We start from the raw sequence: 16,639 nt of genomic DNA, 5'->3' as shown, positions 1-16,639 counted from the left end.
CGGTTCACGGCCGGCCGGTCGCTGTGTGGCCGGGTACGGGCGGGCGGCCGTTCTGAGCGGGTACCACCGGCGCCACGACGGCGTACTGGGCCGCCTGGATCCGGTAGAGGTCGCGGAAGGCTTTCGGACCTTCGGTGTCGTCGGACAGCAGCTCTGCGAAGGTCCCGCTCTCCACGACACGTCCCCGGTCGAGGACATGGATCAGGTCCGCCGCCCGCACACTTCCGAGCCGGTGCGTGATCAGGATGACGGTCTGCCCGGCGTCGGCGAGGCGGCGGATCTGTTCGAAGAGCTGCTGTTCCGCTTTGGCGTCGAGGGCGGACGTCGGCTCGTCGACAATGAGGATCTCCCCGCCCCGGTAATGGGCACGGCCGAGTCCGAGGCGCTGCCACTGGCCTCCGGAGAGCTGGTGGCCGCCCTTGTAGCCACGGGCGAGAAGCGTCTTCCAGCCCCGTGGCAGCTCGGCGATCAAGCCCTCGGCGCCCGCGTACCCGACCGCCTGGTCGAGTCGCTCCCGGCTGACCGGCACATCGGGCCGGCCGATGCTGATGTTCGCGGCCGCGGTGAACGGCCAGCGGTAGAAGTCCTGGCCCACCACCGCCACGCGCGAGACCAGATCCTGCCGGTCCGCCGAGGCCGCGTCCACGTCGTCCCACCGGACGCGTCCGGAGTCCGGCCGGTAGAGCCCGCACAGGACCTTGATCAGGGTGCTCTTGCCGCTTCCGTTCTCACCGACGAGCGCGACGATCTTGCCGGTCGGGATGGTCAGGCTGACTCCGTCCAGCGCCCGCTTGGCCTCCTTGCCCTGATAGGTGAAGACCACGTCCTCGAAGGTGATCGCCGTGGGCGCCTGGGGCAGCGGCAGGCCACCGACCGGGATCGCCCGGTGGACGGCCTCCTCGCACAGCCGGTTCAGGTCTCCCACGAACAGCCCCTCCTCGTGCATGTGGTTCACCTGGAGCACCAGGCTGTCGAGGCTGGACGAGCCGGTGCGGATGGCGAGCACGGCGGTACCGCCGACGGACAGCGCCATGGCCCCGGTCCACAGCAGCCCGCCGAGGGCGGCGTACGCGGCGGCCGTCGCGAGCCCGGTCCACCCGGCGGCGATCAGGCCGGTGCGGGCCGCGAGCCCGGCCAGCCTCCCCTGTTCCGCCTCCTGCGACTGCGACATCGCCCGGAAGTGGTGCAGCAGGAAGGGCCCGACGTTGTGGACACGGATCTCGGCGGCGGCATCGGTGGAGATCAGCATCTGGCTGATGAGATGGCCGGCCCGTGAATGCTGCACCCACGCCTGGAACGACAGATACCGGCGGCGGGCCACCGTCAGCGCGGCCCACGCGCTGGGCAGTGTCATCGCGACGAGCAGCGGCAGCAGCACCGGATGCAGCACCGCGAGGACCCCGGCGGCGGCGATCAGCGACAGCAGCGCGCTGACGACGTTCTGTCCGTAATTCACCATGCGCCGGGCCGAGCCGGCACCGTACTGGGCGCTGTCGAGGAGCTTGTGGAACTCGTCGTCCTCGACGGCCTCCAGCTCGACCCTCGCGGTGTGCGACAGATACCGCTCGGTGGCGACCCGCTCGACCTTCGGCTCCAGCCTGCCGGTACCCGCCGTGGACAGGGCCCGCAGGACGGCGCCCACCAGGGCCGTTCCCCCGGCGACGGCCAGCGAGGGGGCGGCGCCGGTCAGCCGCTCGGTGGTGGTCCCGTCGGCCAGGAGCTGGGCCAGGACCTGGTTGACGGCGATCAGGCCGGCCGCCTGGCAGATGCCCCGGCCCACCTCGGCGAAAGTCACCAGAGACAGGGCACGTCTGTCCGCCTCCCAGGCCAGCCGTGCTGTCGTCCCGATCAGACGCGGCAGCCTGACGAGCATGGACCGTAAGGTCAGATCGAGGAACGCGTCCTCATGCGTGTTCCAGCCCAGGTCATAGCGCAGCGGACCGCCGAACAGCATCTCCTCGGACTCGGACGATCCCGCCGCGGACTGACCGGCGCGGAATTCTCGCTCTGCCATGGGGCTCCTGTCGGGGCTCAGTGGTGCGAAGGCTGGGGGAACAAGCGGGCGGTCGCGGCCGGGACGTGGGACGTACAGCTCCATGGCCCGGTGCCGTCCTGGCGGAAGGCGGTGACAAGGTCTTCGATCCGCCCGGACAGCCAGGGACGCAGGACGCGTGCCGGACACACGTCGACTGCCTCAATGTCGCGGTGCTTGCTACCGCAGGACAGGGCGCACGGCGTCACGGACGGCGCGAGCGGAGCACGGCCCGGGCCGTTCGTTGGTGAGCGCGCGCCGGTGCGCCGCCCCGCGACGCGTCCGGCGCGGTGGCGGACGGTGGGGGCGTTCTGCGCCGGTGGTTACGTCTCCGGGCCCCCGGCCATGTCACGGGGGCTCCGCGAGGACATGGTGGATCCGGGTGGCCACATGCAGATTGAGCCGCGTTTCCACCACACCCAGGTCGTGCCCGGTGATCTCGCGGATCCGCTGGAGCCGGTAGCGCAGGGTGCTGCGGTGGATGCGGAGGAGGCCCGAGGCCGCGTCATAACTGCCGCCGCTCTCCAGATACCGCGAGAGCGTGGTGACCAGATGGGTGTGGTGGCGCGCGTCGTACTCCAGCAGCGCGCCCAGCCACTCCCGGACAAAGCGATCCGCTTCCCGCTCGCCGTTGCCGGTGCCCATCATGCGGTACAGGCCCAGCTCCTCGAAGTCGGTGCTGCCGTGCGGGTCGTGGGACCCGCGCCGTACCGTCAGGGCGCGGAGGGCCTCTTCGTAGGAGTGCGGCAGTTCCCCCGGGCCGTCGCAGCGGCCCCCCACTCCGACGGACCCGTCCGGCGTGCCGAGGTGTTCGGAGACCGCCCGGTACAGTACGTCGCCCGACTCCAGCCCCGCCACCAGGACGACCGTCCGCTCCCGCTCGCTGCCGACGAGTACATCCAGCCGCAGACGCTCGGCGGCCCGGCCGACCGCCTCGCCCACCGTCGCCTGGTCGTCGGCGCCGGGCCACTGGAGCAGGACGACACGGTTCGGCCGGCGCAGATCGTGGCCGAAGGCCGCCGCGCGGGCGAACACGTCCTCGGTCACCCGGCCCGAGATCAGCTTCTCGACAAGGTCATGACGCAGTTGTGGCTCCAGCGCGATCAGCACACGCTCGTGGGAGAGTTCCGGTGCCAGGACCAGGCCGGCCTCTTCGAGGGCGGAGGCGTCGGCCTCGGTCGCCCGTCGGTCCGGGTCGGCCAGGGCGACCAGACCGAGCAGTTCGCCTGCCATCTCGATGGGCGCGACCAGCCGTTCCCCGTCACGCAGGACGCCCGGCTGACGACGGGTGCTCCACAGCGCCTCGTCGCGGCACCGGGCCGGCGGCCCGGGAAGGACGGGGCCCGCCCGGGCCCGCGGATTGCCGAAGAGGTCCTCGGTCAGCGCCGGGAGCCCCGTATGGCCGTGCAGCATCCGGAGGATCCCCTCCTCACCGCTGCCGGACGCCGCGACGCGGGAAAGCGCCTGGCTGAAGGCTCTCCGGCGCTCCAGTACGGCCGCGTCGGCGCCGCTGAAGCCGTCCGGGACCTCGCCGGTCTCCGGGCCTGGGTGCTCGGTGCCGCGGCGTCCGGCCCGGTGGCGGGCGAGATGCGCCAGGGCGATACCGGCCTGCCGGGCGATCAGGTCGGCCAGTGCCGCCTCCTCCGCCGTGGGCGCGGTGTCGGCTCTGATGACGAGATGACCGAGGCAGTGGTCCCCGTGGCGCAGGGCGAGGGCGCGTGTCCAGGAGGCGTCGTGACCGTCCGGGGCAGAGACCTGCCGCTCCGGACGGCCCGCGGCCAAGGGCGGCGCGTCCCGCAGGAGGCCGCGCTGCGGCAGGTCCTCTTGTGCCACCTGGGCGGCTTCGGTGGTGAACGGTCCGATCGTCGCGATCGCGGCCGCCGCGGCCCGCACCACCTCGTACGCATCGGCTCCGTCGAACATCGCCGTCGTGAGCCGGAGAAGAGTGGACGGAGTGACATCCGGCCGCGGGGCCGGTGGAACCGGTGGAAAAGGCAGGAGGGCGGTGAAGGGAGCAACATCCATAAGGGTCCCTCCGGCGCTCGTTACCGCAGCTCCGCCTCCCATTTTACGCGGCAGGGCCCGGCCCGCCCGGTGGGCGACCGTCCTCCGGGACCGGGAGGCCATTGCCGGTTGGTCTTGTCAGGGCGAGGTTCCGCGGGAGCCGGCGGACGACGCTGGAGAGCGAGTGTGGGTGCGAGTCCGGGCGGACACCGCCGAGGCCGCGCCGTCCGGTCCGTGTCGCGACGGAGGAGCTTGTCATGGCGAAGGCAGTCGGTATCGACCTCGGCACCACCAACTCGGTGATCGCGGTCTGGGAGGGCGGAGAGCCCGCCGTGATTCCCAACGCGGAGGGGGCCAGGACCACACCCTCGGTGGTCGCGTTCTCGGAGAACGGTGAGCGCCTGGTCGGGCAGCTTGCCCGGAGACAGTCGATCCTCAACCCGAAGGGCACCATCACCTCGGCCAAGCGCTTCATCGGCCGCCGCTACGACGAAGTCTCCGAAGAGGCCAAGGCGGTCTCCTTCGACGTGGTCGAGGGGCCGGGCGGGGTGGCCCGCTTCGAGGTGCACGGCAAGCAGTACGCGCCCGAGGAGATCAGCGCGCTGGTGCTGCGCAAGCTCGCCGAGGACGCCGGGAAATCGCTGGGGGAGCGGGTGACCGAGGCTGTCATCACCGTGCCCGCCTACTTCAACGACGCGCAGCGGCAGGCGACCAAGGACGCCGGGAAGATCGCCGGCCTGGAGGTCCTGCGGATCATCAACGAGCCGACGGCGGCGGCCCTGGCCTACGGGCTGGACAAGAAGGGCCACGAGTCCGTCCTGGTCTTCGACCTGGGCGGCGGTACGTTCGACGTCAGCATCCTGGACGTCGGCGACGGTGTGGTGGAGGTGCGCTCCACGGCCGGCGACTCCCATCTGGGTGGCGACGACTTCGACCGCCGGCTGGTGGACCACCTGGCGGACGGCTTCCAGAAGACCGAGGGCATCGACCTCCGCAAGGACCCGCAGGCACTGCAGCGACTGTTCGAGGCGGCGGAGAAGGCCAAGACCGAGCTCAGCTCCGTGACCCAGACCCAGGTGAGTCTGCCGTTTGTCACCGCGGACGCCTCGGGGCCCAAGCACCTCACCGAGACGGTCCGCCGCTCCACCTTCGAGCAGATCACAGCCGATCTCGTGGAGCGCTGCCTGGAACCGGTCAGGCAGGCGATGGACGACGCGAAGGTCACCGACAACGACATCGACGAGGTCATTCTCGTCGGCGGCTCGACCCGTATCCCCGCGGTGCAGGCACTGGTACGGCGCCTGACCGGCGGCAAGGACCCCAATATGAGCGTCAACCCGGACGAGGTGGTGGCGCTGGGCGCCGCCGTCCAGGCCGGTGTGCTCAAGGGCGAGGTCAAGGACGTCCTGCTGCTCGACGTCACCCCGCTGTCGCTGGGCGTGGAGACCGCGGGGGGCGTGATGACCAAGATCATCGAACGGAACACCACCATTCCGGCCCGCCGCTCCGAGGTCTTCTCCACCGCCGAGGACAACCAGAGCGCCGTGGACATCGTGGTGCTCCAGGGCGAACGCGAACTGGCCGCCGACAACCGGGTACTGGGCCGCTTCCGGCTGGAGAACATCCGGCCCGCGCGGCGCGGCGAGACCCAGATCGAGGTCACCTTCGACATCGACGCCAATGGCATTCTCAAGGTCGGCGCCAAGGACAAGGACACCGGTGCCGAACAGTCGATCACCATCAGCGAAGGCTCCAACCTCGACCCGGCCGAGGTGGAGCGGATGATAGCCGAGGCCGAGCGCAATCGCAGTTCCGACCAGGCGCTGCGCGAGGCCGTCGACGCCCGCAATGAACTGGACGCGGTCGCCTACCAGGTCGAACGCCGGCTTGAGGAACTCGGCGACGCCGCGCCCGAGCACGAGCGCGCCCGCGCCCAGCTTCTGATCGAGGAGGCGCGCACCGCCGTCAAGGACGACGCGCCGGTGGACCGCGCCCGCGCTCTGACCTCGGAACTCCAGCAGGTCTTCGCCTCGCTGGCCGCCCACTCCACCGAATCGGCGCAGCCCGGCGATCCCCAGGGGCCGGCGTCCGGCGGCGCCGCCCAGGGCGGGACCCAGGGCCCCGACGACGATGTCATCGACGCCGAATTCGACCGGGGCTGAGGTGGCGTCATGTCGGAACACGACCAGGCCCCCGCGCCGGGAGAGGCGCCGCCGGCGGAGCCACCGGGAGAGGAAACGCCCGGCCGCCCGGCGGCCGAGCAGCCCGCGGCGGCGGAGACCGAGGAGCTGGAAGACCGGTGGCGGCGAGCCCTCGCCGACCTGGACAACCTCCGCAAGCGTCATGCCCGCGACCGGCCCCGTGAACTGGAGGCCGAACGGGCCAGAGCCGCGGCCGCCTGGCTGCCCGTCCTCGACAACCTCGAACTGGCGCTCGCCCACGCGGGCGCCGACCCCGGGGCGATCGTCCAGGGCGTGCGCGCGGTCCGCGACCAGGCCGTCGAGGTGCTGAGAAACCTCGGCTATCCGCGTCACGAGGAGACCGGCGTCCCGTTCGACCCCGCGCTGCACGACGTGATCTCCGTCGTCGACGATCCGGACACCGCCCCGGGCACCGTTGTCGAGGTGGTGCGCCCCGGCTACGGCGACCCCGGCCGCCAGCTCCGGCCGGCCGCCGTGACGGTCAGCCGCAAGCAGGAATGAGTCCGCCATGGCCCGCGACTACTACGAGGTGCTCGGCGTCCCACGCACCGCCGACGCGGCCGAGATCCAGCAGGCGTTCCGGACCCTCGCCCGCCGCCACCATCCGGACGTGAACCGCGACCCGGCCGCCGAGGACCGCTTCAAGGAGATCAACGAGGCATACAGCGTGCTCTCCGACCCGGAGACCCGGAAGCGCTACGACCGCTTCGGCGCCGACTTCCGGCAGATCCCCGAGGACTACGACGAACGCGTCGCCGCCCAGGGCTTCGGCGGCGGCGCGTACGGCGGAGGGCCCTTCCGGGGGCGCGCCGCCGGAGAAGGGCCCGGGGGCTGGACGGAAGGCGGTTTCGACACCTCCGGCGTCGACTTCGAGGATCTCTTCGGTGACCTCTTCGGCGGCCGGGCGGGCCGGGGTGGCGGCCCGGTTCCCGGCGCCGACCAGCAGGCCGAGATCACACTCACCGTGGAGGAGGCGTACCGGGGCGGCCGGCGGAAGATCACCCTCGGCGGGCCGGGCGGAGAACGCGGCTACGACGTGAACATCCCGGCCGGCGTGATCGACGGTCAGCGGATCAGGCTCGCCGGGCAGGGCGGCCGGGGGCGCGGCCGGGGCGCCGCGGGCGACCTCTATCTGGTCGTCCGGATCGCGCCGCACGACCGGTACCGCCTCTCGGGCCGCGACATCCACGTCGATCTCCCCGTCGCTCCGTGGGAGGCCGTGCTCGGCGCGGCCGTCCCGGTCACCGGTCCCGGTGGGACCGCCACGGTCCAGGTGCCGCCGGGCAGCTCGACCGGCCGCCGGCTGCGGCTGCGCGGTGAGGGAATGCCCCATCCCAAGGGTTCTCCCGGCGACCTCTACGCCGAGATCAAGGTGATGGTGCCTCCTTCGCCCGGCCCGCGCGAACGAGAGCTGTTCGAGGAGCTGGCCGCCGTCTCGGCCTTCGACCCGAGGAAGCAGACATGAGAGTCCATCGGTTTTCGATCCGAGGAGGCAGGACATGAGAACGCCCCATCAGCGTCCTCCCGCCGACGGCGTCGGACAGCGAAACCCGCGCGCCCGCTATCCGCTCGCACTGGTCTACCGGGCCGATCCCTACCCGCTGACCCTGGACAGTGTCGCCCGCAGCAGCGGCCTGCAGCCGGAACTGGTCCGCCGCTTTGTCGCGCTCGGGCTGGTGGACGCCCGGCGGGACGACGCCGGGCGGCTGTGGTTCCGTACCGCCGCCCCGGCGGCCATCGCCCGGGTGCAGCGGCTGCGCACAGGACTGCCCCTCAACTACGCCGCCATCGGCCTCGTCCTCGATCTGCTGGACCGTATCGACCGGCTGGAGAAGGCCCTGCGCCAGAGTGAACGGGCCGCCAAGGAGCGAACCTCATGGACATGAACCGCCTCACCCAGAAATCCCAGGAAGCTCTCCAGGAAGCGCAGAGCGTGGCGGTACGGCTGGGCCAGAACGAGGTCGACGGCGAACATCTGCTGCTGGCCCTGCTCGACCAGCCGGACGGTCTGACGGACCGGCTGCTAGGCCAGGCGGGCGCCGACCCGGCGGCGTTGCGCGCTTCCGTCGAGGCGGACCTCGCCAAGCGCCCGCGCACCACGGGCCCCGGTGCCGCGCCCGGCCAGGTGATGGTCACCCAGCGCCTCGCCCGGCTGCTCGACACCGCCGAACAGGAGGCCAAGCGGCTCAAGGACGAATATGTCTCGACCGAACACCTCGTGCTCGCGCTGATCGACGAGGGTCCGGCCACCGCGGCCGGCCGCCGGCTGGCGGAGCAGGGCGTCACCAAGGACGCCTTTCTGACCGCGCTCACCCAGGTGCGCGGCAACCAGCGGGTCACCTCCGCCAATCCGGAGGCCGCCTACGAGGCGCTGGAGAAGTACGGCCGCGACCTGGTGGTGGAGGCCAGGACCGGCCGCCTCGACCCGGTGATCGGCAGGGACGCCGAGATCCGCCGGGTGATCCAGATCCTCAGCCGGAAGACCAAGAACAACCCCGTGCTGATCGGCGAGCCCGGTGTCGGCAAGACCGCCATCGTCGAAGGTCTCGCCCAGCGGATCGTGCGCGGTGATGTCCCGGAAGGGCTGCGGGACAAGACCGTCTTCTCCCTCGACCTGGGCTCCCTGGTCGCCGGTGCGAAGTATCGCGGGGAGTTCGAGGAACGGCTCAAGGCCGTGCTGGCCGACGTCAAGGGAGCCGAGGGCCGGATCCTGCTCTTCGTGGACGAGCTGCACACCGTCGTCGGCGCCGGTGCCGCCGAGGGCGCCATGGACGCCGGCAACATGCTCAAGCCGATGCTGGCCCGGGGCGAGCTGCACATGATCGGTGCCACCACGCTGGCGGAGTACCGCAAGCGCATCGAGTCCGATGCCGCACTCGAACGCCGCTTCCAGACCGTCCTGGTGGAGGAGCCGAGCGTCGAGGACGCCATCTCCATCCTGCGGGGCATACGCGAGCGCCTGGAGGTTTTCCACGGTGTCAAGATCCAGGACAGCGCGCTGGTCGCCGCCGCCACCCTCAGCCATCGCTACATCAGCGACCGCTTCCTCCCCGACAAGGCCATCGACCTGGTGGACGAGGCGTGCGCACGGCTGCGTACCGAGATCGACTCCATGCCCGCCGAGCTCGACGAACTCACCCGCAGGGCCACCCGGCTGGAGATCGAGGACGCGGCCCTCAGCGAGGAGACGGACCCCGCCAGCCGGGCCCGTCTGGAGGACCTGCGCCGCGAACTCGCCGACCTGCGCTCAGAGGTGGACGCCAAGCACGCCCAGTGGGAGGCCGAACGCCAGGCCATCCGCCGCGTCCAGGAACTGCGCCAGGAACTGGAACGCGCCCGGCAGGAGGCGGAGCAGGCCGAACGCGCCTACGACCTCAACCGTGCGGCCCAGCTCCGCTACGGCACCATCAGCGAACTCGAACGCCGCCTCGCCGCCGAGGAGGAGCAACTCGCCGGCAAACAGGGCGAGACCAGGCTGCTGCGCGAGGTCGTCACGGCCGACGAGATCGCGGAGATCGTCTCCGCCTGGACCGGCGTCCCCGTCTCCCGCCTCCAGGAGGGCGAGCGGCAGAAACTGCTGCGCCTGGACGAGATCCTGCGCGAGCGGGTCGTCGGACAGGACGAGGCCGTCCAGCTTGTCGCCGACGCGGTGATCCGGGCCCGCTCAGGGGTGCGCGACCCGCGCCGGCCGATCGGCTCTTTCATCTTCCTCGGCCCGACCGGCGTCGGAAAGACGGAACTCGCCAAGACCCTCGCCGCCGCGCTCTTCGACAGCGAGAGCAGCATGATCCGCCTCGACATGAGCGAGTACCAGGAGAGGCACACCGTCAGCCGTCTGGTGGGAGCGCCTCCCGGATACATCGGCTACGAGGAGGGCGGCCAGCTCACCGAGGCCGTGCGCCGCAAGCCCTACTCCGTCGTCCTCTTCGACGAGATCGAGAAGGCCCACGCCGATGTCTTCAACACACTGCTCCAGGTCCTGGACGACGGCCGGATCACCGACTCCCAGGGACGCACCGTCGACTTCCGCAACACCGTCATCATCATGACCTCCAACCTCGGCTCCCCGTATCTGCTCCAGGACGCCACCGCCGCAGGCGAGATCAAACCCGAGGTGCGCGACCTGGTGATGGGCGAACTCAACAGCCATTTCCGGCCCGAGTTCCTCAACCGTGTCGACGACGTCGTGCTCTTCCACCCGCTCGGCATCGCACAGATCGAACGCATCGTGGATCTTCTCCTCGACGAGCTGCGCCGCCGCCTCGCCGAGCAGCGCGTCTCCCTCGTCCTCACCGAGGAGGCCCGCCACCTGATCGCCGCCGAGGGCTACGATCCGGTCTACGGAGCCAGGCCACTGCGCCGCTTCATCTCGCACGAGGTCGAGACGAAGATCGGCCGCGCGCTGCTCGGCGGTGAGGTCACCGAGGGCGTCACTATTCTGGTGGACGCCAGGGACGGCGAGCTGATCGTCACCTTCCAGGACGAACCGGAGGAGCCGCTGTGAACACCACCACGGTCCGCTGCACCAACTGCGGCAAGGCCAACCGCGTGCCCGCGGCCGCGCACGGCCGGCCCAACTGCGGTAACTGCCGGGCCCCGCTGCCCTGGATCGCCGAGGCCGGCGACGACGACTTCGCCGCCGTAGCGGAAGAGGCCAAGCTCCCCGTCCTGGTCGACTTCTGGGCCACCTGGTGCGGTCCCTGCCGGATGGTCAGCCCCGCGCTCGAACAGGTCGCCACCGAACTGGCCGGCCGGATCAAGCTGGTCAAGGTCGACATCGACAGATCACCGGCGCTGGCCCGGCGCTTCCAGATCCAGGCCGTGCCCACGCTGGTGGTCCTGCACCACGGTTCCACCGTCGCGCGCCAGGCCGGAGCCGCGCCCGCGCCCGCCCTGCGCCAGTGGCTGGAAAGGGCCCTGGAGGACAGCGCGCGGGCGGACGATCCGGCGGCCCACGCCGGCTAGAAGTCGAGACACCCCCGGCGAGCGTATGTCGCGGGCCCTTCGGAGCCGCACCGTACGCCGCCGGGGGAGCCGCCTCAGGAGGCGTAGACCTCCAGTTCCACGACCCGGGAGTAGGTGACGCCCTCATTGCTGGACTGTGTGACCACCCGGACCGCGCTCGCGGTCAGCGGTGCGAAGACCGAACTGACCTGGCCCGCGAGATTGCCCCGCACCTGCGCCACGGTCTTCCAGCCGTCACCGACCAGGGCCTGTACGTCCCAGTCCCGCAGGCCATAACGGTCCGCCGGGTACTTGGCGGAGTCCAGTGTGTAGAGGTCCACCCGGCCGACCGTCTCCGGCTTGTCGAACGTCACCCGCAGCCAGTCAGGGAAGCTGCCCTTCGTCGAGTCGTTCCAGCCGGTGGTCGTTCCCCAGTGGGTGGAGTCACGGTCACCGTCGACGGCCCCGCAGGCCGGGTAGTTGGGCAGGTTCTCCGAGGAGGCCGAGACCTCCACGTACCGGGCCAGGTCGCCGCTGTCGTCCACCGGCGCCGGCTCGACATCGACCGGCAGTGACAGCCGCTGGTCGCCGGCGGTGAGGGTGATCGTGTAGCGGCCGGGCGGGGTGTCACGCGGCGCGCTCACCGCGATCGCCACCTTGAGCGTGTAACCGGCGGGCAGATAGCTGGAGACCAGGGACCGGGACAGCCGCAGCGGCTCCGGTGCCTCGATGAAGGCGTCGGCGTAGACGTCCTTGCGGCCCGCGTTGCCGAAGAGCAGTTGGAAGCCCTGGTTCGCGCAGGGCACCGGGTTCACCGTGACCTGACCGACATCGGTGGCGAGAGTCAGGGGGGACGCGGCGGGCCTGGCGGCGATCGCCGGTACGGCGCCGCCGAGTACCACCAGGACGACGGCCGCGACGGTGACGGCGAGGGAGCGGCGGCGGGCCGGATCCGCCCCCCGGCTCCGGAGAGTGCTCAGCATGATCTTCAGAGTGCTCAGCATGACCTTCTCCTCATACCGGGTTCAGGCCGGGTTCGCCGGCCTCGACGGTGAACGACTTGATGGTGGAGACGGGCGCTCCGGTCCTGTCGACATAGGGCACCGCCCGGTAGTCCGCCCGCAGTTCGCGCTGGGTCAGGCTGACCACCAGATAGCCGCGCCGTTCATTGACGAGCTTGAGATGCGGATTCGCGTCGTAGAATTTCTGCCCGACGGCGGAGACATCGGTACCGTTCCCGCCGCTGCTGATCGACGTCGTGACCAGTTCCACCCCGAAGGTCTCGGAGGCCGGGTCGGTGAAGTCCCGCTTCATGTCCATGGCGTACGCGGCGTGCACATCGCCGGTGAGCACCACGGGGTTGCGCCCGCGCAGCGCGGCCAGTCCGTCCAGCGTCTGCTTCTGCTCGGCCGCGTAGCCGTCCCAGGCATCCATGTTGTAGAGCGACCCGTCGGTCGGATCCTGGTCCATCCGGCTCATCACCACCTGGTTGGCGAGCAGGTTCCAGGTCGCGGGGGAGCGCCGTATGCCGTTCAGCAGCCACTGCTGCTGCTGGGCCCCCGCGAAGGCGCGCGCGGGGTCGCGACGGGCCTCGGAGTCGGTCTTCCAGCCGTCGCCCGACGCCTGGTCGGAGCGGTACTGACGGGTGTCCAGCACGTTCAGTTCGGCGAGACGGCCGAAGGTGAAGCGGCGGTACAGCATGTAGTCGGGGCCCTGCGGCGCCGGCGAGCGCAGTGGCATGTGCTCCCAGTACGCCCGGTAGGCGCTCGCCCGCCGGACGAGGAAGTCCTCGACCGGGGCGTTGGTCCTGGATATGAGGTTCGCGTAGTTGTCCTGGACCTCGTGGTCGTCCCAGACCGGAATCCACGGGGCGTTCTGGTGCGCGGCCCGCAGATCGGGATCCGACTTGTAGAGGGCGTACTGCAGCCGGTAGCGGTCGAGTGTGTCGGCCTCGGTACGGAACTGACTGGGCACCGGGTCCGCCAGATCGCGCAGGCCGCCGGAGGTCGAGATGCCGTACTCGTAGATGTAGTCGCCGAGGAACACCACCGCGTCGACATTCTCGTCGGCGAGATGGGAGTGCGCGGTGTAGTAGCCGTCCGGCCACGACTGGCAGGAGGCGACCGCGAAGGTGAGCCGGTCGACCCGGCGGCCCGGCGCGGGAGCCGTCCTGGTGCGGCCGGCCAGGCTGAGGTGCTTGTCCGCCCTGAAGCGGTACCAGTAGTGCCGGCCCGGTTCCAGCCCGCGCACGTCGACGTGCACGCTGTAGCTGTACTCAGGCCGCGCGACGGTCTTTCCGGAGCGCACCACGTGCCGGAACCGCTCGTCGGCGGCGACCTGCCACTCCACCGGCACCGGCTGGTACGGCATACCGCCCAGGGGCTCGTACGGACGCGGGGCCAGCCTGGTCCAGATCACCACCGCGTGCGGCAGCGGATCACCCGAGGCGACACCGAGTGTGAACGGGTCGTCGGGGAGGCCGGCGACGGCGGCGCCGGCGCTCGCGCCACCCGGCAGGCCGGTCGCGAACGCCAGCGCCGTCGCGGCGCCGGTCACCGTCAGAAAACGCCGCCGGGCCAGGCGCGCCGCCGGTCTGTGGTCCTCGTTGTCGATCACGTACAGGGCTCCTTCCAGGGGCCTCGGATGCGGTGCACAGCCGTGAATCATTAACGGGCCGCTGGATGGCCGCCGTATGGACGGGTCCGGACCACCACGTGGCCCCGACCCGTCAACCGCGCCCGCTGCGGGCACTCCAGGAGACCGGAAGAAGGACCGGCGCCGTGGCCGCGCGTGCGAAATCGAGTGAGGGAAGCGGTCAATGTGACTGAAAAGTCTCTGTGTTGCCGCTGTGTAAAGGCCCATGTGATCCCGGTGCGGAGCACCGGTCGGCTTCGAACCGGCGACCGAGTTTCGGACAACGCTTCGCACTTAGCTGACAAAGAGATCGTCCGCTGAAACGATCTACACACCGCGCGGGCGTCGTATCGCACATCTCCTTGCCGGAGGGCATGTCCAGTCTCCGGCACCCCCGTTCCAGCCGGCCGTCACCCACGACCGGACAGAAGGAGTACACGCGTGACGAGTATTTCCCGTACCAACAGGGCCACTTCACCTCACGATCCCCATCCCTCCCGGCGCACCGGCGGCCGCCACGGACGTGTGGTGGCGACCGCCGCCACGGTGGCCGCGCTCTTCGTCTCGGTCCTCCCCGCCACGGCCGCCGTCGCCCGCCCGGCCGACCAGGATCGGACGCTCCGGCCGGTGGTGGCCGCACTCAGACCCGGCGCCGAGGCCCTCCAGCTCTCCTCCGCGCAGCGGCAGAAGATGCTCAGGTCCGCGGCCGACGCCGGGACCGCCACCGCCCGCTTCCTGAAGCTGGGCGACAAGGAGAAGCTGGTCCCCAAGGACGTCGTCAAGGACGCCGACGGCACCGTGCACACCCGGTACACGCGGACCTTCGCCGGACTTCCCGTCCTGGGCGGCGACCTGGTGGTCCACGACCGCGCCGGCGACCGTACCGTCACCAGGGCCGCGGACGCGGCGATCTCCGTACCGACGACCAAGGCCACCGTCACGGCCGCCGCCGCGAAGAAGTCGGCTCTGTCCGTCGCGGCCGAGGAGGGGACCGACAAGGCCACCCCCGAGGGCGCGCCGCAGTTGGTCGTCTGGGCGGACGACGACTCGTCCACGCTGGCCTGGGAGTCCGTCGTCGAGGGTGTGCGCGAGGACGGCACCCCCAGCGAACTGCATGTGATCACCGACGCCAGGAACGGCAAGAAGCTCCAGGAGTTCGACCGTACCCACGCGGGCATCGGCAAGGGCCAGTTCAGCGGCGAGGTCCAGCTCGGCTCCGTCCGCAACGGTGACGTCTACGAGCTCACCGACCCCCAGCGCGGCGGCCACAAGACGTACGACCTCAACGGAGGCGGCTCCGGCACCGGAACGCTCCTCACCGACGCCGATGACGTCTGGGGCGACGGCACGCACGCCAACCGCCAGACGGCGGCCGTGGACGCCGCCTACGGCGCGCAGAAGACCTGGGACTTCTACCACGACCAGTTCGGCCGCAACGGCATAGCCAACGACGGTGTGGGCGCGTACTCCCGCGTCCACTACGGCCGCGGATATGTCAACGCCTTCTGGGACGACGAGTGCTTCTGCATGACCTACGGCGACGGCGCGAACGACGCCAACCCGCTGACCGCTCTCGATGTCGCCGCCCATGAGATGACCCATGGGGTCACCTTCTCCACCGCGGACCTCTACTACTACAACGGCGAGTCCGGCGGGCTGAACGAGGCCACCAGCGACATCATGGCCGCCGCCGTGGAGTTCTTCGCCAACAACCCGAACGACGTCCCCGACTACGAGGTCGGCGAGCTGATCGACATCAATGGCGACGGCACCCCGCTGCGCTACATGGACGAGCCCTCCAAGGACGGCATCTCCCAGGACTACTGGTCGACGGAGACCGAGGGACTCGACCCGCACTTCTCCTCAGGTGTGGCGAACCACTTCTTCTACCTGCTCTCCCAGGGCAGCGGACAGAAGACCATCAACGGTGTGGCCTACGACAGCCCCACCTATGACGACAAGCCGGTTCCCGGACTCGGTCTGCACAACGCCTTCAACGTCTGGTACCGGGCGCTGACCCTCTACATGACGACCAACACCACCTACGCGGACGCCCGCACCGCCACCCTCCAGGCGGCGGCCGACCTGTTCGGCAAGTCCAGCGAGGCGTACGAGACCGTCGGCAACACCTGGGCCGCCGTCAACGTCGGCGACCGCTTCGTCAACCACATCGCACTGAGCGCGCTGTCCGACCAGGAGGGTGCCGTAGGCCAGCCGGCCGCCCTGACGGTCACCGCGGCGACCAGCCGTCCCGGCGGCCTGACCTACTCCGCCACCGGCCTGCCCAGCGGCGTGTCGATCGACGCCACCACCGGTCGGATCTCTGGTAGCCCGACCGCGGCCGGTGACTTCACGGCGACCGTCACCGTGAAGACGACCCAGGGGGACGCGACCACGGCGGCCTTCGACTGGAACGTGATCCCGTCCGGAGGCGACTTCTTCGTCAACCCCTTCGACGTACGGATCCCTGACGGCGGCGGCGCTCCCGCCGAGTCCCCGCTCGTCGTCACCGGGCGGGAGGGCAACGCCCCGAGCGACCTCCAGGTCACGGTCGACATCGTGCACACCTGGCGCGGTGACCTCCAGATCGACCTGGTCGGATCCGACGGCACCGTCCGGCGGCTGAAGAGCTCCAACAGCGACAGCGCCGACGATGTGCACGAGACCTACACCGTCGACGCCTCCGCCGTCCCGGCCGACGGCACCTGGACGCTCCGCGTGCAGGACCTCTACAGCCTGGACACCGGCTACATCGACAGCTGGAAACTCACCTTCTGATCCCTGTCCGTCCATTACACCGGCCAACAGCCGCCGCGTCCGGTCT

The 16,639-nt window shown here is 70.6% G+C and carries 11 protein-coding genes; 7 read left to right on the top strand and 4 right to left on the bottom strand.

What is annotated here, in order from left to right:
• Positions 1–4: 4 nt before the first annotated feature.
• Both ABZ707_RS29750 and ABZ707_RS29745 read right to left on the bottom strand, forming a co-directional pair.
• The gene (locus ABZ707_RS29750) at positions 5–2,014 is read right to left on the bottom strand and encodes an ABC transporter ATP-binding protein (protein ID WP_360180797.1); all 2,010 of its coding nucleotides are present in this window, start codon (positions 2,012–2,014) and stop codon (positions 5–7) included.
• A gap of 366 nt (positions 2,015–2,380) precedes the next feature.
• Positions 2,381–3,955 (bottom strand): helix-turn-helix domain-containing protein, encoded by a 1,575-nt coding sequence (locus ABZ707_RS29745; protein WP_360180795.1) that lies wholly within the window; start codon positions 3,953–3,955, stop codon positions 2,381–2,383.
• A gap of 338 nt (positions 3,956–4,293) precedes the next feature.
• Between ABZ707_RS29745 and dnaK the strand changes: the two genes are divergently transcribed.
• Genes dnaK through trxA form a run of 6 tightly spaced genes read left to right on the top strand, consistent with a single transcriptional unit; the run spans position 4,294 to position 11,202 of the window.
• Positions 4,294–6,198, top strand: coding sequence for a molecular chaperone DnaK (gene dnaK, locus ABZ707_RS29740; RefSeq protein ID WP_360180793.1), 1,905 nt, complete (start codon positions 4,294–4,296; stop codon positions 6,196–6,198).
• Positions 6,199–6,207: 9 nt separating this feature from the next.
• Positions 6,208–6,738 carry a nucleotide exchange factor GrpE gene (locus tag ABZ707_RS29735; protein ID WP_360180791.1) on the top strand — a complete coding sequence of 177 codons (531 nt, stop codon included), beginning with the start codon at positions 6,208–6,210 and terminating at the stop codon, positions 6,736–6,738.
• Positions 6,739–6,745: 7 nt separating this feature from the next.
• The gene (locus ABZ707_RS29730) at positions 6,746–7,702 is read left to right on the top strand and encodes a J domain-containing protein (protein ID WP_360180789.1); all 957 of its coding nucleotides are present in this window, start codon (positions 6,746–6,748) and stop codon (positions 7,700–7,702) included.
• A 34-nt stretch (positions 7,703–7,736) separates the two neighbouring features.
• Positions 7,737–8,123, top strand: coding sequence for a chaperone modulator CbpM (locus tag ABZ707_RS29725; protein WP_360180787.1), 387 nt, complete (start codon positions 7,737–7,739; stop codon positions 8,121–8,123).
• Complete coding sequence (gene clpB / locus ABZ707_RS29720) at positions 8,114–10,741, top strand: ATP-dependent chaperone ClpB (RefSeq protein WP_360180785.1); 2,628 nt, start codon at positions 8,114–8,116, stop codon at positions 10,739–10,741. Before ABZ707_RS29725 ends, clpB begins: the two co-directional genes overlap by 10 nt.
• A complete protein-coding gene (gene trxA / locus ABZ707_RS29715; protein WP_360180783.1) occupies positions 10,738–11,202 on the top strand; it encodes a thioredoxin in 465 nt (154 codons plus the stop codon). The genes clpB and trxA overlap by 4 nt, the downstream gene beginning before the upstream one ends.
• A 74-nt stretch (positions 11,203–11,276) precedes the next feature.
• Here trxA and ABZ707_RS29710 read toward each other — a convergent pair whose 3' ends face one another.
• Both ABZ707_RS29710 and ABZ707_RS29705 read right to left on the bottom strand, forming a co-directional pair.
• Positions 11,277–12,185: a discoidin domain-containing protein gene (locus ABZ707_RS29710; RefSeq protein ID WP_360180781.1), complete on the bottom strand. Its 909-nt coding sequence runs from the start codon at positions 12,183–12,185 to the stop codon at positions 11,277–11,279.
• Between the two features lie 10 nt (positions 12,186–12,195).
• On the bottom strand, positions 12,196–13,797 hold the full coding sequence (locus tag ABZ707_RS29705) for an alkaline phosphatase D family protein (protein ID WP_360180779.1): 1,602 nt from the start codon (positions 13,795–13,797) through the stop codon (positions 12,196–12,198).
• A 459-nt stretch (positions 13,798–14,256) separates the two neighbouring features.
• Between ABZ707_RS29705 and ABZ707_RS29700 the strand changes: the two genes are divergently transcribed.
• Positions 14,257–16,593, top strand: a complete 2,337-nt coding sequence (locus ABZ707_RS29700) for a M4 family metallopeptidase (protein WP_360180777.1) — start codon at positions 14,257–14,259, stop codon at positions 16,591–16,593.
• The last annotated feature ends 46 nt before the right edge of the window (positions 16,594–16,639 follow it).

The sequence above is a fragment of the Streptomyces sp. NPDC006923 genome, from assembly GCF_040635655.1.
GTDB lineage: Bacteria > Actinomycetota > Actinomycetes > Streptomycetales > Streptomycetaceae > Streptomyces.
The sequence above is the reverse complement of the archived record's forward strand: the minus strand, read 5'-3'. Positions and strand labels throughout refer to the sequence as shown.